Below are 22,337 nucleotides of genomic sequence, written 5' to 3'. Positions count from 1 at the left end.
GGCGCCGGTCGGCTCAGGCGGAGTGCAGCCGCTGCTGCGCGGCAGTGAAGCCGTCCGTAACCACCTGCTCGACGGCGTCGGCCGCCTGCTCCAAGGTGACGGCCAGCTCCGCCTGCTCCCGCGTGGGGAAGTCACTGAGCACGAAGTCGGCCGGGTCCTGTCGGCCCGGGGGGCGCCCCACCCCTATGCGCAGGCGCGCGTAGTCCCGTGTACCGAGCACCGTCGAGATCGAGCGCAGGCCGTTGTGTCCGCCCTCCCCGCCCCCGCGCTTGAGCCGCAGCGCGTGTGCGGGCAGGTCGAGGTCGTCGTGGATGACCAGCAGCCGGGCGGCGGGATCGACGTCGTAGAAGCCCGCGAGCGCCTTGACCGGCCCCCGGACTCGTTCATGTAACCGGTGGTCCGCGCCAGGATCACGCGCGGCCCCGGAGCGCCGCCGGGCAGGAAGCCCAGACGCACCTCTGCAACCTGCGTGCGAGTCTTGTGGCTGGATAGGCGGGACCCGGCACGCCCAGCCAGAACGTCAAGCACCATGTGGCCGACGTTGTGGCGGTTACGGGCGTACCGGGACCCGGTGTTCCCCAGCCCGATCACGAGCCAAGGGGCGTTCATGGATACTCCGCGTGCGACGGCGTCACTCGTCGCCGTCGGAGGCCTCACCAGCGGCCTCATCGGTGGCGGGCTCGGCGGATGCGGCAGTGGCCTCGGCGGCAACATTGACGACGTCGGCGTCGGCGTCAGTGATCGCTTCAACGCCCTCGGGCAGGGCCAGGTCGGCCACGCGCACAGCGGTGCCGGCCTCAATACCCGTGATGTCGACGTCGATGGTCTCCGGGATGGCGATGGCCGGAGCGGACACGAGCACATGGGCGAGCTCGATCATGTGGATGGTGCCGGGGGCGGACTCACCGGTGACGACGACGGGCACATCCACCTCAACCTTCTCGTTGCGGTTGACCAGGAGGAAGTCGACGTGCTGCACGCCCGGACGAATGGGGTGGCGCTGCACGTCCTTGGCGATGGCCAGCAGGGTCTCCCCTTCGACGTTCAGCTCAACCAGAGCGTTCTCGTTGCCGCGCAGGGCCAGGCGGGTGGCGTGCTCCTCCAGCAGCAGGTGGCGGGGGTCGGTGCCGTGGCCGTAGACGACGGCGGGGACCTGGCCGGCGCGGCGGGCCCGGCGGGAGGAGCCCTTGCCGAACTCGGTGCGGTCGGTGGCGTCAAGCGAGATGGCGTTGGTGGACATGCATTCTCCTCGGTATCGGCGGGGAGCGCGCCCCGCGGTTCGGTGGTCCGGCGGGCACGACGACGTGCAGCACCTTCCGGCACCACCACGTCGATCACGGATGCGTTGGCCGCATCCCTCGCCGGGGCAATGCCGCAACTCTACGCGATGACAGCACCGTCCGACGACGTCGCCGACGGTGACCCGCCCCACGGCCGACCGCTAACCGCCCATGCCCGTCAGATCTACCGAACTCGGCACGTAACGTCTACCGACCTCGGTGAATGGACGGGGCTTGGCGGCGTCAGGGGTGGAGCGCGGCCAGGGCCGCACGCACCTGAGCCACGGGCAGCTGGCCCGGTGCGGACGCGGCCGACCCGGCGGTTGCGAAGGTCAGCGCCGATCCGAATACTCCGCCGGCCAACCGCGTCACAGCGCCACCGGCCCCCATAGCAATGACCACCACCGGGATCTCCAGCTCCTCCCGAGCACGCGCCGCCACGCCTAGCGCTCGCTCCACATCGGCCGTCGCCCGCGGTGTGACAGCGACCTTGGCAACGGCAGCACCCGCACCCTGCATGGCGTGCAGACGTTGTAGCAGCTCTGCCTCGCCAGGGGTGGCAGTGAAATCGTGGCTGGAGGCGACCACGTCCAGTCCGGCGCCCCGCGCCAGCTGCACGATCCGCGGCAGGCCACCGCGAGCCAATTCGACGTCCACCGCCGCGACCACGGCCGCGGCGGAAGCGCCGCCTGCACCGTCCTCTCCGGCGGCGGCGTCCCGGCAGTCGGCCGCGGCATGGCGCTCCCGCCCCAGCCGCTCGATGACGCGGGCGAGCGCATCCCGGTAAACGGCGTCGTCGGCGTCCAGCCCGCCGCCCTCGGAGGCGGTGCGCACGGTCAGCAGAACCGGCATGTCCGAGCCGCGCAGCGCCTGCGCGACTGCTGCGGCGCCGCGCAGCCACAGGGCCGCCAACTCCTCTGGCGCACCTGGCTCCGGCTCATTCCCCGCCGTATCGGCCACGGGCGCCGCCAGCAGGTCGGCGCGCAACTCGACCAGGTCTGCTCCCGCCTGGCGGGCCGCCCGGGCCTGCGCAGCGCAGGCCTCTGGGTCGCTCCCCGTGGTGGCGACGGCGACCGCGGGGAGGACACCACCCAGAACCGCGCCCCGCCAGGTGACCGGTCGGGCGCAGGCCGCCGACCCCGGCACCGCTACACCGCGCGCCTCCAGGCGGGAGCTCAGATTCTGCGCGTACCGGCGCAGATCCACCGGACCTCCCGCCGCCGCGGCTTCGCTCCCGCGCCCGCCGCCCATGTTCATGCCGCCTCACCGGCGGGTGCGAGCGAGACGGCGATGCCGTCCAGGATGTCCGACAGGCTGGTGACGGTCATGGTCAGCGGATGCCCGGCGGCCGTGGTGTCAGCCACCACCCGCGCGACCACCTCGCTCCATACCAGCGCCCCGGCGGCGATGACGTCACGGCGCCCCGGCAGCAGGTACCCCCAGGACTCCCGCTGCGCAGCGGTGGAGTGGACGATTGCGTCACATGCGGCCAGTACCCGCTCAACACTCAACTCGGCGCCGTCAATGGCCTCGCGGTCGAAGGACTCCAGGCCAAGGGCGTGCGCGGTGACGGTGCTGATGGTGCCGGCGAGGCCCACCAGCCGGGCGGCGGCGCCCAGGTCGACGGCGTCGGCGGCCCGGTCCAGCAGCGCCCGTACCTCCGCACGGGCCGCCGCCTCCGCGGCAGGAGTGACGCCGTCGGCCAGGTACCGCTCGGTTATGCGCACCGACCCGGTGTTCATCGAATAGGCGGACTGTGGGGCGGCAACCCCCAGCACCAGCTCGGTGGACCCGCCGCCCAGGTCGACGACGAGCCTGGGGCTGCTCAGGGCGCCGCCCCCAGCCGCTTCCCCGTCCTCGTCCCCGGCCACCACTCCTCCCCCCGTTCCCAGCAGGGAGCCGGCAAAGGACAGGCGGGCCTCCTCCTCACCAGTGACGACCTCGGGAGGATGCCGAGGGCATCATGCACGCCTGCCACGAACTCCTCCCGGTTCTCGGCGTCGCGGGTGGCGGAGGTGGCGACGAAACGAGCGTGGGCGGCGTCCAGGGGTACCTGCAGCGCGGTGCAGGTGTCGGCGTACTCGCGCACCACCGCGAGTGTGCGCTTCAGGGCCTCGGCATCGAAGCGCCCGGTGCGGTCCACCCCCTGCCCCAGCCGGACGATGGAGCTGGACCGGTCCAGGGGCCGGAGCCGGACGGCGCCGTCGGGCCCGTCCCGAACGATGTCAGCTACGAGCAGGCGAATGGTGTTGGTGCCGCAGTCAACGGCGGCTACGCGGGTCATGGTTGGTTCCCCTCTGGATGGCGGCTACACCGGCGACTCTATGGTGACTGCCGAAGGCGTTCAGCACGAGCACTGGGCGGGATCCCACAGGCCGCGCTCGCGCAGCACATCCAGGGTGAGGTCGCCGATCGGGTTGATGCCGCGGCCAACGGCAAGCGCATGCCCGACCAGCGCGTGCAAGCACTTGACCCGCGTGGGCATGCCTCCGGCCGAAATACCGTCGATCTCCGCAGGACTGCCCAGTTCGGCCCGGCGGGCCAGGTAGTCGGCATGAGCTGCGGCATAGGCGGCGGCCAGCTCCGGATCAGCAGCCAGGCGCCGGTTGTAGTCCTCCATCAGGTGCTCCGCCTCAAGGGTGGAACAGCCTCGTACCGCCGTCGGATGCGTGAGGTAGTAGGTGGTTGGGAAGGGCGAGCCGTCCGGCAGGCGCGGAGCCGTGCGCACTACCGTGGGGCGTCCACACGCACAGCGAGCCGCGATCTCGACGACGCCGCGCGGAATGCGTCCCAGCTGCACGCGCAGGGTCTCCAGGTCGGCTTCACTGACACTCACTGCTGGTCTCCTGGTTCTGCGGACGGGGTGGCATTGTCAGAGGACGTGGCAGTCGCATCCGGGGTTGGAGCGGAAGGCGGGGTCGGGGTGGCAGTGGACCATCCCTGCCGGGCCGGGTCCGCGGGCTCCTCCTCAACCTGCCCGGCCACGCGGGCCGATTCTCGCAACTCCTGATACCAGGGCAGACGCGCCTCGGCAGCGCTCTTGGAAGTGGCGGCGTCGGCGTCGTCACCAAAGCTGTCGGCGCCGACGACTACGTAGGTAGTCTCCCCCGGCATCACGTAGGACAGGCGCTCGCGGGCCTGAGCCTTGACATAGTCATTATCCTCCCAACGGGCCATCTCCTCCTCCAGAGCGGTTGAGGTGGCACGCGCCTCATCGATCTGCTCCAACACGGCATCGTACTGAGCGCGCTGGGTGAGGTATCCGCGCAATGACGGGAATACGACCACGAATGCCAACAGCACCACACCGGCCAGGATCAGCAGACGCATCGGCGTGGACAGCCCGTCGGCGCCGCCCAGGCGGGGTCCTGCGTATGCGGCGGCCCGCTGGGAGTCGCTCGTGCGGGCGCGCTCGGAATCGGCCCCGACGGCGTGTCCCGCTTCGCGGACCGCGGCGGAATCCGCCTGGTCCCGGCTGGTGGCCGAGCGGGCATCGCGAGCCTGTCCGGGGCGGGATGTCCTGCGGGCACCTGGGCGTGCAGGTACGGGTCGGCGCGGCGTCATACGACCGATACTGCCTCACGGACAGGCCCGTTGCGAGGGTGCGAAGCCGGTGCGTCGGATACGACGTGTCACGAACCGTCCCCCACCGCCGAGGTCGGTAGACGTTACGTGCACAGGTCGGTAGACGTTACGTCCCGAGATGGTGGTGTCTGGTGCGCCGGTTGGACGTTAACAACGCTACTTAACGGCCTGCTGTATACCTCCCAGCCCTTCAGCAGACCGTTAACAGGCGTTGTTAACCCCGAAGTGGCGTAGCAGGCGGCGATGTGGCGTAGCAGACGACCCCGCTGCCGGGCGCCGCGCCGGAGGCTGCCACCGCCCCGCAACGCTGAATCGCCCCGAACACGGCCACCTGCCTCCACTTGGGTCCAACTCCGCGGCGCTCTCAGACGGTCCAAGTACACAACCGCGGCCCAGCTGACAATGCCTACGGCTGGCACCCCGCCACACGCCGACCCACACCGCAACATTTGCGGTGACACCCCCAAAGAAACGCACTCCCGGACACGCGCTAGTAGCTGCACGACGGCGTCGCCAGGAATACGGCGAAATGCGCAGTCCCGGGGTATACACACGATCAACGCGTGCATACCCCGGGACGAAACCGGAAACCGTCAGCTTCGGCTCAGACAGGCATTGTGCGCCGTGCCCGCCCCGAGCCTCCGCTACCGCTTCAGCTCAGGCCTTGAAACGCGGGAAGGCGCTGGCGCCGGCGTAGACAGCGTCCTCGCCGAGGGCCTCCTCGATGCGCAGCAGCTGGTTGTACTTGTTGATGCGCTCGCCACGGGCCGGAGCACCGGTCTTGATCTGGCCGGAGTTGGTGGCAACCGCCAGGTCGGCGATCGTGACGTCCTCGGTCTCGCCGGAGCGGTGCGAGGTCATCGTCTTGTAGCCGGCGCGGTGCGCCATCTCCACGGCCTCCAGCGTCTCGGTCAGAGAACCGATCTGGTTGACCTTGACCAGCAGGGCGTTGGCCGCACCGAGCTCGATACCCTTGGCCAGACGCTCCGGGTTGGTGACAAAGAAGTCGTCACCAACCAGCTGGACGCGGTCGCCGATCTTGTCCGTAAGCGCCTTCCAGTCGTCCCACTCGTCCTCGGACAGCGGGTCCTCAATGGAGACGATCGGGAAATCGGTGATGAGCTTCTCGTAGTAGTCAACCATGTAGGCGTTGTCGCGGGCCTCGCCCTCGAACTGGTAGGTCTTGGTCTCGGCGTCGAAGAACTCCGTGGAGGCAACGTCCATGGCCAGGGCCACATCCTTGCCGGGCGTGTAGCCGGCCTTCTCGATCGCCTCAACGATCAGCTCCAGGGCCTCACGGTTGGAGTCGAGGTTAGGAGCGAAACCGCCCTCGTCACCCAGACCGGTGGACAGCCCGCGTCCCTTCACAACGGCCTTGAGCGAGTGGTAGACCTCAGCGCCCATGCGCAGCGCCTCACGGAAGGTGGGGGCGCCGATCGGGGCGATCATGAACTCCTGGATGTCCACGTTGGAGTCCGCGTGAGAACCACCGTTCATGATGTTCATCATGGGGACAGGCAGGGTGTGGGCGTTGGGGCCACCGATGTACTGGTACAGGTCCAGGCCGGCGGAGTCGGCGGAGGCGGCCGCAGCAGCGAGGGACACGCCGAGAATGGCGTTTGCGCCGAGCTTGCCCTTGTTGGGAGTGCCGTCCAGCTCGATCATGAGGCGGTCGAGACCGCGCTGGTCGGCGGCGTCGTAGCCGATGATCTCCGGGGCGATGGTGTCGTTGACGTTGGCGACCGCCTTCTCGACGCCCTTGCCGAGGTAACGGCCCTTGTCGCCGTCGCGGAGCTCGACGGCCTCGAATGCGCCGGTGGAGGCGCCGGAGGGGACGGCGGCGCGGGCGGAAGAGCCGTCCTCCAGGAGGATCTCGACCTCGAGGGTCGGGTTGCCGCGGGAGTCTAGGATCTCGCGCGCGTGAACGTTCTCGATGAGGGCCACTTGATGCTCCTTGCTGAAGTTGTGTTGCCTGGGGACAGGCACATGCGAGGCCAGCCTAGCGGCCCGCGCCGTTCACCACGAGTGCATTGCCCCGGTCAGTTCGAAACTTGTTCACGCCGGGCGAGACAGGGCCGGGTGACGACGGCGTCCCCCAGTCCTCCTCGACGTCGCCCCACCATCCCCGACAGCCGGGGACTCACCCTGCCCCGGCATCAGCCTCAGCCCAGCTGCAGCTGGGTGTCGTCCTGCAGCAGCCAGCCCCCATCACCCTGATAGCGCGGCGCGGCCTCGACGCTGATGCCGTTCCACAGCTCCTGATACCGGGCGCCGACAGCCTCTTGGTCCTCCAGCGTGTTGATCAGCAAAGCGAGTTTCTGGTAGCGGAAGGCTCCGACTGCGGCCGGCGAGTAGTCGACGTCGGCCGCTACCTGCTGCAGCTCCTCCAGCGCCTCAGCATCCGTCACCGCGACCCCGAACTCGGCTCCGAGCTGCTCGATCACCGGCAGATCGATAAGCGCGTTAGCCACATAGACCGCGCTGTACCCCTGATCGCCTGCAACGGCGGAGTACTCACCGAGTTCCTCGGCGGCGTCCTGCACCTCCTGCTCGGAGATCGCGACCGTGCGCGAGACGCCGTCGGCGTCGGTGTAGTTCACGATCGCGACCTGCCCCGGGTGGGCGGAACAGCCGGCGAGGGCGCCGACGCCGAGCAGCATAGCGGCGCCGGCTCCGAGTAGACGGGTGGGCAGGGCGGGGCGGGCGGCGTATCGGGTCACGGTCTGCTCCTTGCTAGGTCGACGTCGGTGAGGAGTCCCGGCGCAACGGGCGGGCTCCGAAGCGGTGGTGAGTACCGTCACCGGTCCCGGACGCTGCACACGACAGTTCGTCACCATACGCCCCTATGCCGCCGAGGCGTCGCGGCCGCCCCGCAGCCGGTACCGAACTCGGCACGTAACAAGTGCCGGTCTCGCCACGTAACAAGTGCCGGTCTCGCCACGTAACAAGTGCCGGTCTCGCCACGTAACAAGTGCCGGTCTCGGCACGTAACAAGTGCCGGTCTCGGCACGTAACAAGTGCCGGTTTCGGCACGTTACTAGTGCCGGTCTCAGCGCCGACGGCGGTACTTGGTGGCCTCGGTCTCGTACTCGGCCTCCCCGGCGACGACGGCGTGCAGCAGCACCTCCGCCCAGCGCAGCAGCTCCTCCCCCTCGATGGCGCCGCCGCCCATGCGGGCGGTGCCGGGGGCCGGCACCACAATGGTGCGGGTGGCGGGCTTGAGCACCGTGCCGGGGTACAGGCGGGTGACCTTCATGCGTGCCGACTCGGGCAGACTCACCGGCGCGAAGCGGATCGACTTGCCCTGCGCCACGATCTCCCGCACCCCCAGCTCGGCGGCCAGGGCCCGCAGCCGTGCCAGGGCCGCCAGACGGCGCACCGGCTCGGGCACCGGCCCGTAGCGGTCGGTGAGCTCGTCCAGCACGTCGGCCACGTCCGCCTGGCTGCGGGCGGCCGCGAACTTGGTGTAGGCCTCCAGGCGCAGCCGCTCGTGGGGCACGTACTCCTCGGGGATGGTGGCGTCCACGGGCAGGTCCACCCGCAGCTCCAGGTCCTCATCCTCGGCCGCCTCCGCCGCCGCGCCGCCCGCGTCCCCCACCTGGAGGGACTTCTTGTAGGCGGCGACCGCCTCGGAGACCATGCGTACGTACAGGTCGAAGCCGACCCCGGCGATGTGCCCGGACTGCTCGCCGCCCAGCAGGTTGCCGGCACCGCGGATCTCCAGGTCCTTCATGGCCACCTGCATGCCGGCCCCCAGGTCGGTGTTGGTGGCGATGGTGCGCAGCCGCTCCAGCGCCGTCTCCGTCAGTGGCTTGTCCGCCGGGTACAGGAAGTAGGCGTAGGCGCGTTCCCGGCCGCGCCCCACCCGGCCGCGCAGCTGGTGCAGCTGGGACAGGCCCATGCGGTCTGCCCGGTCCACGATCAGGGTGTTGGCGTTAGACACGTCCAGGCCGGTCTCCACGATGGTGGTGCACACCAGGACGTCGATCTCCTTGTGCCAGAAGTCGTCGATGACCCGCTCCAGCCGGGACTCGTGCATCTGCCCGTGGGCGGTGGCCACGCGCGCCTCCGGCACCAGGTCGGCCAGCCGGGCGGCGACGGACTCGATGTCCTCCACCCGGTTGTGCACGAAGAACACCTGCCCGTCGCGCAGCAGCTCGCGGCGGATGGCGGCGCTGACCTGCTTGGTCTCGTAGGCGCCCACGTAGGTGAGGATGGGGTGGCGGTCCTCCGGCGGGGTGGACAGGGTGGACATCTCCCGCAGGCCGGTCACGGCCATCTCCAGGGTGCGCGGGATGGGGGTGGCGGACATGGACAGCACGTCCACGTCGGTGCGCAGCGCCTTGAGGGTCTCCTTGTGCTCCACGCCGAAGCGCTGCTCCTCATCGATGATCACCAGCCCCAGGTCCTTGAAGCGCACCTGCCCGGTGATCAGCCGGTGAGTGCCGATGACGACGTCGATGGTCCCGTCGGCCAGGCCGGCCAGTACCCGCTCGGACTCGGCGGCGGTCTGGAAGCGGGAGAGCTGGGCGACGTTGATGGGGAAGCCGGCGTAGCGCTCGGTGAAGGTCTCGGCGTGCTGGGACACCAGCAGGGTGGTGGGCACCAGCACCGCCACCTGCTTGCCGTCCTGGACGGCCTTGAAGGCGGCCCGCACGGCGATCTCGGTCTTGCCGTAGCCGACGTCCCCGCAGATGAGCCGGTCCATCGGCTGGGTCTTCTCCATGTCGGCCTTGACGTCGTCAATGGTGGCCAGCTGGTCGGGGGTCTCGGTGTAGGGGAAGGCCTCCTCCAGTTCGGCCTGCCAGGGGGTGTCGGGGCTGAAGGCGTGGCCGGTGGTGGCCGAGCGGGCGGCGTACAGGCGCACCAGCTCCCCGGCGATCTCCCGCACGGCCTTGCGGGCCCGCTGCTTGGTCTTGGCCCAGTCCGCCCCGCCCATGCGGTTCAGGGCGGGGTTGTCGGAGCCGACGTACTTGGTGACCTGGTCCAGGGCGTCGGTGGGCACCAGCAGCCGGTCGCCGGGCTGGCCGCGCTTGGAGGGGGCGTACTCGATGACCACGTACTCGCGGGTGGCCTTCTCCTTGCCCGCGCCCCGCCCGGAGCCGACGTCGCGGCGCAGCAGCTCCACGAACCGGCCGACGCCGTGCTGGGCGTGCACCACCAGGTCGCCGGGGTGCAGGGAGAGGGGGTCCACGCTCTTGCGGGTGCGGCGGGCGGGCAGGGTCTTGGCGGAGCGGGCGGCGGCGGGGGCGCGCCCGGTCAGGTCGGACTCGGCCACCAGGGCCAGGCGCAGGCCCTCGGCGACGAAGCCGTGCCCGGCAGAGGCCTGGGTGACGCGCACGACGCCGTCGGGGGCCTGGTAGGACAGGGAGTCGGCGTCATCCAGGCCGGTGACGATGCGGGCGGGCACGCCGCCGTCGGCCAGCAGCTGGGCCATGCGGCGGCCGGGGCCCGGTCCCTCGGTGGCGACGACGACGCTCCAGCCGCCCCGGGTCAGCTCGCCGATGTCCTTCACGGCGGCGTCCAGGCGCCCCCGGTAGCTCTCGGGGTCGCGAAGCGGCAGCTCCAGGGTGTCCGGGGATGCCTTCAGGGACGTGAAGGACCACCAGCCGCGGTTGGTGGACAGGGCCAGGGCACGGGCCTCGGCGAGGTGGGCGAAGGCGGCGGCTGAAAGGTCGATGGGGGCGGTGCCGCCGGAGGCGGCCGAGGTCCAGGCGGCGGCGAGGAACTCCTCGGTGGTGGCCGCCAGGTCCTCGGCGCGCTTGCGCACCTTCTCCGGTTCGGCCAAGACCACAAGCCGCTCCCCCACCAGGTCCAGCAGCGGCACCATGCGCTCGGTCAGGACGGGGGCCAGGGACTCCATGCCCTCCACCGGAATGCCGGCAGCCAGTTTCTCCAGCATGTCGGCGGCGGCGGGGATGACCTCCGCCAGGGCGCGGGCGCGCTCGCGCACCGTGGGGGTGAGTAGCACCTCCCGGCAGGCGGTGGCGGTGACGGCGCCGAGGTCGGCGATGGTGCGCTGGTCGGTGACGGCGAAGGAGGACACGGACTCGATCTCGTCACCGAAGAAGTCCACGCGCACCGGTCGCGGCTGCGTGGGTGGGAAGACGTCGAGGATGCCGCCGCGCACCGCGAACTCGCCGCGAGCAGTGACCATGTCCACCCGGGTGTAGGCGGCCTCGGCCAGGCGGGTGGCGAGCTGCTCCAGGTCGACGCGCATCCCCGGAGCGAGGTGGATCGGCTCCAGCTCCCCCAGGCCACCCACCACCGGGGCCAGCAGGGCGCGCACGGGCACCACGAGCACGCGGATGGGTCCGCGCCACGGGTCCGGCATCGCGTCGGGGCCGACCGGGTCGCCGTCCTCGGGGTGGGCCAGGCGCCGCAGCACGGCCAGCCGGGTGGCGACGGTGTCGGCGCGCGGGGAGAGCCGCTCATGGGGCAGGGTCTCCCAGGCGGGGAAGACTGCCACGTCGGGGTCGGGCAGGTAGCAGCGCAGGGCGGCGGCCAGCTCCTCTGCCTCCCGGCCGGTGGCAGTGACCACCAGCAGGGGCGTGCCGTCAGCGGGTACTTCGGTTCCCGGGCTCGCTATGCGCCCCGAGGCGTCCGGGCCGCCCCCGGTCGCGCGGGCGATGCCGGCCTCCCCCAGCGCCATGGCGGCCAAGACGGCGGGGCGGGCGCCGGGGGCGACGACGACGCTGCGGTCGGTGCGCGAGCGGCCGGCGGCCCTCGTCACCAGGGCGTCGATGGCGGGGTCGGTCAGCAGCGGGGGCAGGAGGGCAGTCAGACGCACGGTGGGGAGTGTACGAGGCCCGTGCCCCTCCCGCGCTCGCTGCGAGTGGACCGCAGGCCCGTGTCAGCCCCGCCGCGGCCCGGTCCCGGCACCGCCCCGGTCGCGCCCGCCCTGCTTCAGGGACCTGTTCCAGGGCCAGTCGACGGCGAACTTGCGCCGGAGCCGACTGACGGAGCCGCGCAGTTGGCGCCATGAGTCCCGGGGACGTGCCAGCGCCCGCCGCCAGGCTCCGAAGCCGCGCATGCGCGGGGTGTGCAGCCCCATGAGCCGGGCGGCCGTTCGGCGGGGCACCAGGTAGTCCCGGCGCTCGTGCTGGTAGGGCTGGACTTGACGCAAGTCGTCCAGACGCAGCGGAGTCACCGTGATCACGCCCGCCTTCTCCGCCTCCCGGATTATCTCCAGGCCCCGCGGGGTGCGGGCCAGCAGGGCGCTGACGCCCTCTCCGTCCGTGAAGTCCGGGTATCCGTCGGGGGTGGCCCGCCAGAAGTCCGACGCGGTGACATCGGAGTACTCCCCGACGCCGTCGGGGCACAGCCGGCAGCGCCACTGCACGGTTGGCCCCAGGGCCTTGCCCCAGGACTCGGAGTAGGAGGTGCTCACCGTGGTGCCGTCTGCGGCCACGGCGGTGAACTCCCCCGGCCAGCCGTGGCCGCGGTAGCGCATATCGCACAGCGGCAAGTCGCGGTCAGCGCCCGTTCCTGCGAAGAGCTCGTCGAGGAGCCTGTCGGTGGCACGCTGGTCTGGCGTACCGGCGCAGAAGAAGCTCAGGATGATGGGGCGCTGCCCGCGTTCCCGGCTGAGGCTGCGTATCGCCTGCGCCTCACAGGGCTTACCGATGAACGCTGTCCCGCTGCTGGCCGCATCCGGCGCTGCCGCATTGGCCGCGGGAGCGTAACGGCTGCCGGCAAGGGCGCGTGCCTCCTGCGGGTCCTGAACGCTTACGGACCTGGTGCGGGAGGGATCGGCCTGGTCCTTGCGAGCACCGACCACACGGCAGGCACGTCCCGACTCCAGCAGCCATGACGCGATGGCGGTGAGTACGCCGCCTGAACTGCCCTCATGGCGCATGCCCTCATCGGTGGCGTACGCCTCCCAGGCGCCTAGCACCGGCCCGAAGTCCGGGTCCCAGTGGATACCCGCGCCGCGCTGCGCCTGTATCCGGATACCTGGGCAGGAGGCACGGAATTCTGCCAACTCGGCGGCTCCCGTGCGGGAAACCGCTTCGGGATCTACCACCGGACGCATGAAGCCGTTATGCAGCTGCATGATGACGCCCTCGAACTGGGCGCACAGGCCGCACCCCGAGCAGTTGAGCGAGTCGACCACGCGGTTAATCTCCGTGGCGATGCTCACGGAACGCAAGGTGCTTCTGGTCATTTTCTGTTCCGAGTCTCTCATCCGAATCGGGGTGCGCAGGAGCGTCAGCGCCTGAGCATCATCCGCGCCATTGTGGCTAGGTCGCGCATGTCGGAGCGGACAACCGGCAGCACCAGCCACAGCAGCGCCATGGCCAGACCCATGCCGGCCACCGCAACCAGGCAGGCCAGGACGGCGGAGGATACGGGGACCACGGCACACAGCCCCCACGCGGCGGCCGTGGCCGCGGCGGACACGGCAAGAATCCGCATCCCGTTCCACACCAGCGGCGCGGTGTCGAGCCCGGAGGCGCGTCCGGACCACAGCAGGGAGACGGGCCAGAGGATCAGCGGGCTGGCCACGTAGGCGTATGCGACACCAAGCGCACCGAACTGCGCCCCCGCGATGATCGCGGCCAGCCGGATCACTGCGGAGAACAGCGTGTAGCGCAGATATGCGCGCCCCAGCGCCCGCGAGGTGTAGATCCAGCCCCCAACCATTGACAGCGTGGTCAGGCCCTCGCCCACCGCAACCAGTCTCATGTACGGGACTACGCTCAGCCAGTGGTCCCCGAGCACCACCGAGACCACCGCCGGGGCTGCGGCCACCACGATGCCCATGGTGAGGAAGACCGGGTAGCCCAGCGCAAGCTGTCCGCGCCGCAGGTAGGCCAGGGTGCGCTCGTCGTCGTCCTGAAGCTTGGCCACAACGGACAGCCCAAGCGTGGTGACTTGGGGGCGGAACTGATTCAGCGGGGTGCGCAGTGTCTGTACTGCGCGGTTGTACAGCCCCAGGGTGCCGGCGCCGAATAGGCGCCCCATGAGGATGGAGTCCAGGTTGGAGGCGAGGTAGGAGACCATCTGGGTGCCTGCCATCTGCACACCAAAACCGAGCAGGGCGCGCATGGGCTCGCGCCGGTCGTACCAGCGCGGCAGCCAGCCCGCGATTATGGGCAGGCAGATGAACGGGACGAGCGCGGTGACAATGCGCTGGACCACCAGTGCCCAGTAGCTCCATCCCCAGGTTGCGGTCAGCGCCCCGAGGGCCAGGGCTGCGGCCGCGGCGGTCAGGTCAACTGCCAGTGCCCGCCCCACCAGGAGCTTGCGATTCAGGTCGGCACGGTACTGGTTGACCATCCCGGCCATGAGGAATGTGGGGGCGATGGCGGCGCAGACCCCGGCCACTGCGGGCTCGTGGTAGAAGCCCGCCAGCAGCGGTGCAATCGCCACCCCGAGCCCGGTGAGGACGAGCCCGGCGGCCGTGTTGATCCACCACAGGTTGGAGCGCTGGCCGTGGCTGAGCGTGCGCCCCTGGATGGCTGCCGTGGACAGGCCGAAGTCCTGGAAGATGGCGGCCACACCAACCACGGCCGTGACCATGCCGACCACGCCGTAGGCGCGGTCGTCGAGCAGGCGTGCCAGCACCACGACGTTGCCGAGCTGGAGCAGAATGCGCAGACCCTGCGTCCACACCGTCTGTCCGGCCGCCTTGGCGGCTCGCTTACCCAGACCGGCGCGGTCCCCGCCCGGCGGGTGCGGGCCGATCCCGGGCGGCGAGGCGGGCAGGGGCTGCCGAGGCGGCACGGGCCGCGGGGACGCGGGGGGCTGCTGGGCCCCAGTACGTTCGGCGCATTCAGCACGTTCAGTACGTTCCGAGTCCGCGCCGGTCACAGCAGCTCTCCCAGGGCCCGCGTGAAGCGGCTGAGGTCCCGGTCGGCGCGGTGTCTGACCTCGTGCACGTCCTCGGACAGCCGCGGCGAGGCAACCGCGGCCAGGGCGCGGTCGACGACGTCGTCGGCCTGCAGCTCCACCACGTGGTCCCAGCCGATTCCGGCTAGCAGTGGCGCGAATTTGCGGGAGTACGCCAGGGGGACGGCGGGGGTTCCCATTGACAGGGCGTTCAGGCAGGCATGCATGCGCGAGCCCAGTACCACCCGGGCCGAGCCCACGGCGGCGCGCACCTGGTCCAGGGCATCGGGCCCCTGCGGCACGATGGCCTCCACGTCCCCGAGCTCCCGCCGCAGGTCGGCAAGCGGGTAGCGGTCATTGTCGCCGGCGGAATCGTCGGGGCCGACGACGTGTGCCAGCAGCGTGACGGTACGCCCCTCGGCCTGGAGCCTGCGCGCGAGCGCAAGTATGTCGCGGCGGTAGCGCGCGGCGTCCACGTGCGGGTTGTCATTCCACAGGAGCCCGGAGACGTTGAGCACTACATCCCTGGTGGTCGCCACCGGCGGGTGGTCGATTGCGAAGACCACATCCGTGGACTCCACATCTACCGGGCGCCCCAGCTGCGCCGCGCAGGCGGCCGAGCGCCTGTCCCGGCTGGCTACCAGCCGCGCCTGCTGCAGCGCGCGGCGTGCCAGCACCGTGCCCCGGCGCGTGTTGAAGGGGCCGATGGTCTGCGGGGTGAGCACCAACGGCACCCCCAGGTGGTGCAGGACCTCGGGCACCCGGGACATATTGCGCAGTCGCTCCAGCCCGTAGATGTCGGCGAAGGAGTCGCCGGAGCGGGTATCAAGCACCAGGTCGAAGGAGGCGAGCCAGTCGAACATGCCCCGCGCACCGGTCACCCGCTCCTTGAGCAGCCCCCGTCGGCTCATGAACAGGGAGGTGGGGGCGTCGCCGTGGCCGGTGCCCTGGATCTGTACCTCCGCGCCTGGAAACACCTGTGCGGCGAGCGCCCTGGTCCCAACGGCCAGCGCCCTGACGCCAAGGTTGGGCTGATCGAGCGAGGCCCAGAGGATCAGAATGCGCATGGGTTCCTTAGTCAGTTTCAATACCGCTTGAATACGGCGGTACCCGGATGAAGGAGTCCAGGCATCCGCAGGGCCGGGCGCCTGTCTCGCAGCGTGCTTAACGATGCTATCTCTTCAGTCACGGCGGTAGGGCATCCAACGCCGCCCCAGTGCGCCCGCGCACATCCCGCGGCCGCGCTCATAAACCCGAACGGCGCGCGATTGTGCCGCCTCATCCCGCTTAGCGCCCGCCGCGAGCATCTTCGCCATGCCCCCGGCTACCCGCACACCGCCCCTGGCCAATTGCCGCATTCGAGCCGTAAGCCGCGGTCCGCCCGGGGCCGCGAGGCGAATATCCACCGCGGCCCACGAGTTTCCCGACCAGAACGCGCGTCTGCGCACCCACTCGCGCGTAAGCCGCTCGGCCGGCAGCTGATCGGCGACGACGGCCTCGTCGCACCAGACGATCCTGCCGCCCGCCTGCACGAGCTGGCGCGTAAGCAAGGTGTCCTCGCCCCCGGACATGCCGAAGTCCAAGTCGAACCGCAGGCCATTACTGCGTAAAAAGGCCATATCCAGCAGTAGATTGTTGGTTGCCGCCGCGGGCATCGGCGTGCCGGAGGCCCGGCGCCCGTGATTGAACCAGCCGCCCGCCAGGATCCACGAGTCCGGCTGCCGCGAGAAATCCGGAACCACGGGCCCGGCCACTGCCTCCGCCCCCGCTCGCTCCCACTGGGATACCAGGGCCGGCAGCCATCCGGAGCGAGGCCGCTCGTCGTCGTCGATGAAGACGATCGCGTCTTCATCGCATTCCGCCAGCGCCCGGTTGCGGGCTGCGGCTATCCCGGGCGCCGGTTCATGCACGTAGCTGACACGGTGCAGGGCACCCGCGGCGCCGGCCGCCACCACCGGGCGGGCGCTGGCGTCGGGATCGTTGTCCACCACGATCAGCCTGAGCGCCCTGCCGTCGTCAAGCTCCGAAAGCGCAGCGTCCAGTGCTGGTACCACACTGGCTGCGTGTTCGGGCCGCTTATAGGTCAAGACGGCGATCGCCACCGACTTGGGCCGGGCCGCAGCCCCCTGCCCTGGCACGCCCATATCAGACCCCCTTGAAGAACGAGCAGGCACCCGGTTTGGTCAGCGGCCGCTGCACGTGACCGCCTTTCCTGGCCCTCCCGGAGCCGGGCGCTGGCGCAACCTGCGGGTATCCCCTGGAGCCCCGTCGGGAGCGCCTGCCGACGCCGTCGCGCGCCCGCAGCGCCACGCCGACTCCTACGACGAACCACACCACCGTACCTAATTGGGTAATGAACGCCACCGTGAAATACGCGGGCAAGAATGCGACCACAGCAATATCGGCAGGAGTGCCGCGACGCATAACTACCCTGACCAGAACCACCGCCAGCCCCAGCATCAGTAAGCCCACCGGCATCCATCCGAAGCGCAGCGCCATCAGCAGCGCCTGATTGTCAATCGACTTGAAGCCGGCCCACATGACCTCGCCCTGGATCCGGGCGCCCACCGGCGACTGCCCCAGCGGGACGAGCTCACGAACCAGCACGAGCAGCGCACTCCGGTAGTCCGCAGACCGCTCCTGCTCGTTTCCTGCGCTCGCAAAGACCGCCAGGATCCGTGGAAGCAGCACGAGCGTCGCCACTACGGCGCCTGCCAGGGTGAGCAGCCGGGCGCGCAGGGGGATGTCGGTGCGCAACAGGGTCAACGACAGCACGAAGGCAGTCACGCAGCAGACTATTCCCGTACGCGACAGGGTTGGCAGGCTTGCCCCCAGCAGCACAGTCATGCCCGCCAGGCGCCATCCGGGATTCCAGTTGGCCCGCGCCACGAATGGAATACCCGCCGCGAGCGACGATCCGAGCGCGATCGAGTGCCCGAACGCCCCTTCGACGCGCACCATTTGACCGCGAACCTGGTCAATGGCCCACTGGTCGTAGAGCGCATTGGAGAAATGCACCACCTGGAACGGATTCCAGTGCAAAGCCGCCTCTGCCAGAGCCAGCACCGCGGCTACCACCCAGACCGAGCCGAATATTCCGCACAGGCTGCGCTCCCCGAGCCTCTCGGAGAGGACCCGACCAACCATGTATGCCGGCAGCGCGCCGAACACGACGTCACCAAGAACATAGCCCCCGGAGCCGCCCACAACCACCGACAGGACCTGGAGCGCGAGCGCCCCCAGGACCACCATGTCCCCCGGCGTCATCCTGAAGGAGAATGCGGGCAGCAGCGCTAGTGCCACGCACATCGCGGCGACACTGGCCGGCGGCACATAGGGCTGCACCGGCAGGTATACCCATACCGGCACGAATGCGGTGGCCGCTAGGAACACCAGTGCCCCGACCTGCGGCCTCCGGCCTATCCAGCGCATGAGTAGCGCCACCACGACTGCGGCGAGGACGAGCAGCCCCAGTAGAAGCAGATTTCGCGGCACCGCTACTCCTTGTCCGGGTGCGTGGTGGGGCGGACGGCCCTGCTCCGCGGGTTCATGCCACGCTCCCCGCGGAGCCAGGGCGACCTACCCTACCGCTCCCCTGAACACCACAACGGGCTCGCCCGTCGAAACCGTGACTTTTACGTCTACGCGGTCGCGCGCATCGGTCGGAACCGCGAAGACGTAGGTGCCGGTGACGGTTTGTCCCGCGCCCACCTTCGCCGGCAGGTCGTGCGCCTGCTCGGCGGATGTGAAGGACACCGCCGGCGTCTGGTCGTCTCCGTAGGTCAGCTCAACGGAGGCAACCGACAAGTCCACTTCCTCCTCGCCCGCAGTGACAGAGACCTCAACCTCAAGTGCCGGCCCGGAAACCTCCCCGACGCCGCCGGCGACCGCGTCCACCGCCTGCATGGAGGACAGGGATACCTGGGTCCCGGCTGACTCGGCGGTGCCGTCCAGCTCGACCGGATCAGCCTCCGGAAGCACGTATCCGGCGTCCCCCGGCTGCGCAGGGCCGGCGCCGGGCGCGTCGGTCTGAGCCTGACTGGGCCGGCTCGGCGCCGGGCCTGAGGATGCGCCAGGGGACGACAGCGGGGCGGTGGTGGCGCCGGTCGGCGCCCCGGTGGTGGGGCTCGACGGCGTCGCAGAGGCGCTCTCCGGGGCAGTCCCGCCGATGCTGCAGGCGGACAGCAGCAGCGACAGGGCGAGCGCCGTACCTAGGGCCGTGCGGCTGAGGGAGTCGCCGTGAGCTGTCATGGCTCAGCCCCGCGCATCCGCGCGGCGGGCGTTGAACTCACTGAGCTGGAACGTCCCGGTTGTCGAGGTAGCGGAGCCGGAGGTGTACACGCGTATGCCGATCGCACCCGCAGCCTGTAGCTCCTCACTACTGTCCAGGGCGTTCAGGGACCAGCCCTCAGGCTCGACATCGCCGGTCCATACCTTGGCGTTGAGCTGCGTCTCCCCCGTCCCGCTAGCACGCATCCGAATATGGATCGGCTCCCCGGGGCTCCAGTCGCCGACCACGCGCACGCTGTCCAGGGTGCGCTCGCCGGCCCCGGTAACCGCGGTTATGCTCGCCACGTGCACTCCCTTCGCGCTGGAGTGGATCCGCAGGTTGTAGCTGCTCGACCCGCTGGTCCTCGCCGCGAAGGCCGTGTAGATCCCACCGCCCGTCGGCTGCTCGCTAAGCGTGTAGGACGCGGTCAGTTCGGTGGAGTCGGAGGAGACCCCAGCGAGTGCGGCCGTTGCCGTGGAGCCGGCGCGGTTGAGCGCGATCGTGGCGGTCCCGTCGGCCACGGAGAAGCGGCTTGCCGGGTTCACGGTCCAGGTACCTCCGGCTGCCGCGTCTGCCCAACCGTTGGGGGTTGTCCGGTCGAAGTCGTCGGCAGCGATCGTCGGATCTGCCGGACCTATCAGCACCGGTTGCGCGCTGGCAGCAGTCGCTCCGGTGTCACTGGTGACCGTGAGCCGAATCGTGTAGGTGCCGGTCTCGGCGTAGGTGTGCGCGGCAGTGACGCCCTCGCCGGTGGCGCCATCACCGAAGTCCCAGCTCCAGGACGCGATCGAGCCGCCCGCCACGGATGAGCCGGACCCGTCGACGGTTACGACGAAGTCTTGCGTATCCGCTGTGAAGGCCGCCGTCGGGACTGTCGCCTCGTTGAGGCCGTAGTGGGCGGAAATCTCTTCCGCAGAGAGCTGGCTGGGGTACACGGCGGCGCCGTCGACTGCCGCCGCGAGCACCCCGCTGACCGAGCCTCCGGGCCATCCGGACAGCGAGCCCACTCCCAGGGTCCAGTTCCCAAAGAATGACTGGGCACTGGTCACGCTCGCGTCCGCAGCGACTTCCTCGCCGTCGACGTACAGGCGCTGGCCCTGCGCGCCAAGGCTCGCCACAACGTGGTGCCACTTGTTGTCGTTGTAGCTGCGTGGGGACGTGATCACCTTTACGGCGCCGGGGTATACACCGAAGCGGATGCGGCCGCTCGTATCCATGTACACAATCCGGTCGCGCATGCTTCCGGACGTGTATCCGAAGATCCCGCCGCCCCGGCGGGAGCTCGTGCGCACCCAGGTCTCCACCGTGAAGGTCTGTATGTCACGGTCCGTCACGCTGGAGGTGGCCACGCCCGAGTAGTAACCGGACAGGGAGACCGCCGCAGATCCGGTCCTGGCGCCCGTAGCACCCAGGGTGACACCGCTGGCGATCGTAAGGTCCGCGTTCCCCGCGATGTCCGCAAGCGTGTTGCCCTCAGTCTCATCGAAGGTCCACAGGTGAATCGCCCCGAGGTCCAGGCTGCGCTGATCGTAGGCTGAGACTTCTTGCGCGCCTCCTACCGTAACGGTAACCGGATCGGAGCTCAGGCTGTTGCCCGCCGGATCGGTGACAACCAGCCGGTAGCTGTGCTCTCCGGCGGATGCGCCGCTATCGAGGAGGCTGCGCCCCGAGATGTTCCAGTGCCGGTCGGATACCGTCGTGGACGCGACCGGGGAGGATTCTGCGTCACGATATACGGAGTAGGTAAGCGTGGAGTCGTCGCGGTCCCAAGTGGGGGTGAAGGTGAATGACACCCCGGTGGCTGTGGCCCGCGCTTGGAAGGCCAGGTCCGAGCCGCTTCCCTCGGGCGGGTTGCCATTCGCGGCATCGCGTCTGGCGTAGCGCACTAGGCCCTGCTGCGCGGCCCCATTGGCCCGCACGAATTCTCCCCCCATCAGCAGGTACTGGCCATCTTCGCTGATCGTGACGTCGTAGGCGGCCTGTCCCATGCCGGTGAAGGTTCCGGCGGTAAGGTCCGGGTACCAGTCGATGATGTCCGGGCTGGTGTAGCCGGTCCAGTTGTAGTAGCCGCCGGTACCCTGGTAGCGCACCTGGACCTCGCCGCTGTTCGTGAAGGCCATGGCGCGGTAGTACTTCGTGAGAGTCGTCCCGTTCTGCTGCCAGGTGACGTCCGGGAAGCCGTAGATGGTCTCGCAGGAGTGCGCGTGGTTGGTGACGTAGACCTGATCGCCGTCGGGGACGATTCCGTAGGAGTCCCCGTGGCAGGGTTCCACCCAGCTCAGGTTGCCTTCCCAGTCCGCCTTGAATGCGCCTTCGAGTCTGCCCTCGGTCTGCCGTTGAGACCAGCCCACGCCGTAGAACCCGGTCTCGTCGACTGCGATGTCATTGAGCGCGGCATTGCGTCCGCCGTTGCGGATGTGGTCGTTGACCGGGGCTGGTAGCAGCGAGCCGTCGGCGGAGCTCAGCAGCGCCAGCCCGTAGCCAGGATTGGAGGAGCCGTTCAGCGTCTGGAACGACCCGGCCGCCACCACCTTGCTGCCGTCCGGCGACACCGCGACGGCATAGACCTGGGAGTTGTCCCCCTCGGCGCTCGGCGCCCAGTCCAGCGTCCCGCCGGTGCCGGCATCGACGGCGGCCAGCTTGGTACGGGCGACGCCGTTCACGGTCTTGAACGCCCCGCCGGCGTAGACGGTCGTCTCCGTGACGGCAATGTCATTAACGGTGGTGGAGAACATGGGCCGGAACGTTGAGATCAGGGTGCCGTGCCCGGCCGTCAGGTCGAACGCGGCGACGCGACCGTGCCATTCACCGTTGACCTTGTCAAATGATCCCGCCACGTAGAGCGTCGTCCTATCGGGGGACAGCGCCAGGGATCGCCCCGCATTGTTGAGCTCGGGAGCGAAATCCTCGATGAGCTCACCGCTGTTCAAGTCATAGGCAAGAATGTTGCGGCGCGGCGTCTCATTCCGACCGGCAGCGGCCCCAGCGGGGCGCGCATTGTTGAACTGCCCCACAACATAGACGACATCACCCACGACGAGCTGATCCCAGACCACACCGTCAACCTGAACGGTGGGCAACGGCTGGGCCGTGAAATTCGACTGGATCCGCCCCGATGCTTGGTCAACCGCGGCTAGGGCCTCATTAGAAACCAGCGCCGGCGCGAGAGCTAGGCACAAAATAGTCACGACGGCAGCGAGACCGCGAGTGACCCGAGACACATTCACGATTCCTCCGATTATCAATTGGGAAACAAATGGCCAGACGTCCACTAGGAGGATATCGGGAGGAAGGATGTGGTGCAGCGCCGGATCCGGGCTCAGTCGACAACATCACGTTGCAAATACGCGTCGTTCAGCACTGTCTAA

General features: G+C 69.6%; 14 protein-coding genes and 2 pseudogenes. All 16 read right to left on the bottom strand.

Features of this window, described 5'->3' with window-relative positions:
- Positions 1 to 13: 13 nt before the first annotated feature.
- Positions 14 to 609, bottom strand: a pseudogene (pth, locus tag CWT12_RS02655) (aminoacyl-tRNA hydrolase).
- A 22-nt stretch (positions 610 to 631) separates the two neighbouring features.
- Positions 632 to 1,240: a 50S ribosomal protein L25/general stress protein Ctc gene (locus tag CWT12_RS02650; protein ID WP_161923598.1), complete on the bottom strand. Its 609-nt coding sequence runs from the start codon at positions 1,238 to 1,240 to the stop codon at positions 632 to 634.
- 283 nt (positions 1,241 to 1,523) lie between these two features.
- A complete protein-coding gene (locus CWT12_RS02645) occupies positions 1,524 to 2,486 on the bottom strand; it encodes a type I 3-dehydroquinate dehydratase (protein ID WP_161923597.1) in 963 nt (320 codons plus the stop codon).
- Positions 2,487 to 2,533: 47 nt separating this feature from the next.
- Positions 2,534 to 3,564, bottom strand: a pseudogene (locus CWT12_RS02640) (Ppx/GppA phosphatase family protein).
- A 60-nt stretch (positions 3,565 to 3,624) separates the two neighbouring features.
- Complete coding sequence (locus CWT12_RS02635; protein WP_161923596.1) at positions 3,625 to 4,116, bottom strand: DUF501 domain-containing protein; 492 nt, start codon at positions 4,114 to 4,116, stop codon at positions 3,625 to 3,627.
- Positions 4,113 to 4,844, bottom strand: a complete 732-nt coding sequence (locus CWT12_RS02630; RefSeq protein ID WP_237564279.1) for an FtsB family cell division protein — start codon at positions 4,842 to 4,844, stop codon at positions 4,113 to 4,115. Before CWT12_RS02630 ends, CWT12_RS02635 begins: the two co-directional genes overlap by 4 nt.
- Before the next feature lie 678 nt (positions 4,845 to 5,522).
- Positions 5,523 to 6,809, bottom strand: a complete 1,287-nt coding sequence (gene eno, locus CWT12_RS02625) for a phosphopyruvate hydratase (protein WP_161923595.1) — start codon at positions 6,807 to 6,809, stop codon at positions 5,523 to 5,525.
- Positions 6,810 to 7,027: 218 nt separating this feature from the next.
- Positions 7,028 to 7,585: a hypothetical protein gene (locus tag CWT12_RS02620; RefSeq protein WP_161923594.1), complete on the bottom strand. Its 558-nt coding sequence runs from the start codon at positions 7,583 to 7,585 to the stop codon at positions 7,028 to 7,030.
- A 329-nt stretch (positions 7,586 to 7,914) separates the two neighbouring features.
- On the bottom strand, positions 7,915 to 11,655 hold the full coding sequence (gene mfd / locus CWT12_RS02615) for a transcription-repair coupling factor (RefSeq protein WP_161923593.1): 3,741 nt from the start codon (positions 11,653 to 11,655) through the stop codon (positions 7,915 to 7,917).
- 63 nt (positions 11,656 to 11,718) lie between these two features.
- Complete coding sequence (locus CWT12_RS02610) at positions 11,719 to 13,008, bottom strand: Coenzyme F420 hydrogenase/dehydrogenase, beta subunit C-terminal domain (protein WP_161923592.1); 1,290 nt, start codon at positions 13,006 to 13,008, stop codon at positions 11,719 to 11,721.
- A 68-nt stretch (positions 13,009 to 13,076) separates the two neighbouring features.
- The gene (locus CWT12_RS02605) at positions 13,077 to 14,594 is read right to left on the bottom strand and encodes a lipopolysaccharide biosynthesis protein (protein WP_161923591.1); all 1,518 of its coding nucleotides are present in this window, start codon (positions 14,592 to 14,594) and stop codon (positions 13,077 to 13,079) included.
- Positions 14,595 to 14,677: 83 nt separating this feature from the next.
- Positions 14,678 to 15,766, bottom strand: coding sequence for a polysaccharide pyruvyl transferase family protein (locus CWT12_RS02600; protein ID WP_161923590.1), 1,089 nt, complete (start codon positions 15,764 to 15,766; stop codon positions 14,678 to 14,680).
- Between the two features lie 114 nt (positions 15,767 to 15,880).
- A complete protein-coding gene (locus CWT12_RS02595) occupies positions 15,881 to 16,843 on the bottom strand; it encodes a glycosyltransferase family 2 protein (protein WP_161923589.1) in 963 nt (320 codons plus the stop codon).
- 1 nt (position 16,844) lies between these two features.
- A complete protein-coding gene (locus tag CWT12_RS02590; protein ID WP_161923588.1) occupies positions 16,845 to 18,194 on the bottom strand; it encodes a hypothetical protein in 1,350 nt (449 codons plus the stop codon).
- Positions 18,195 to 18,278: 84 nt separating this feature from the next.
- On the bottom strand, positions 18,279 to 18,950 hold the full coding sequence (locus CWT12_RS02585; RefSeq protein ID WP_161923587.1) for a hypothetical protein: 672 nt from the start codon (positions 18,948 to 18,950) through the stop codon (positions 18,279 to 18,281).
- Between the two features lie 3 nt (positions 18,951 to 18,953).
- Positions 18,954 to 22,049, bottom strand: coding sequence for a LamG-like jellyroll fold domain-containing protein (locus CWT12_RS02580; RefSeq protein ID WP_237564278.1), 3,096 nt, complete (start codon positions 22,047 to 22,049; stop codon positions 18,954 to 18,956).
- Positions 22,050 to 22,337: the final 288 nt, after the last annotated feature.

Source organism: Actinomyces sp. 432 (genome assembly GCF_009930875.1).
Lineage (GTDB): Bacteria > Actinomycetota > Actinomycetes > Actinomycetales > Actinomycetaceae > Actinomyces.
The sequence above is the reverse complement of the archived record's forward strand: the minus strand, read 5'-3'. Positions and strand labels throughout refer to the sequence as shown.

Coding starts and splice junctions, on each gene's coding strand:
- CWT12_RS02595 (WP_161923589.1), bottom strand. CDS start 16,843: ATGGGCGTGCCAGGGCAGGGGGCTGCGGCCCGGCCCAAGTCGGTGGCG.
- CWT12_RS02630 (WP_237564279.1), bottom strand. CDS start 4,844: ATGACGCCGCGCCGACCCGTACCTGCACGCCCAGGTGCCCGCAGGACA.
- CWT12_RS02585 (WP_161923587.1), bottom strand. CDS start 18,950: ATGACAGCTCACGGCGACTCCCTCAGCCGCACGGCCCTAGGTACGGCG.
- CWT12_RS02600 (WP_161923590.1), bottom strand. CDS start 15,766: ATGCGCATTCTGATCCTCTGGGCCTCGCTCGATCAGCCCAACCTTGGC.
- CWT12_RS02650 (WP_161923598.1), bottom strand. CDS start 1,240: ATGTCCACCAACGCCATCTCGCTTGACGCCACCGACCGCACCGAGTTC.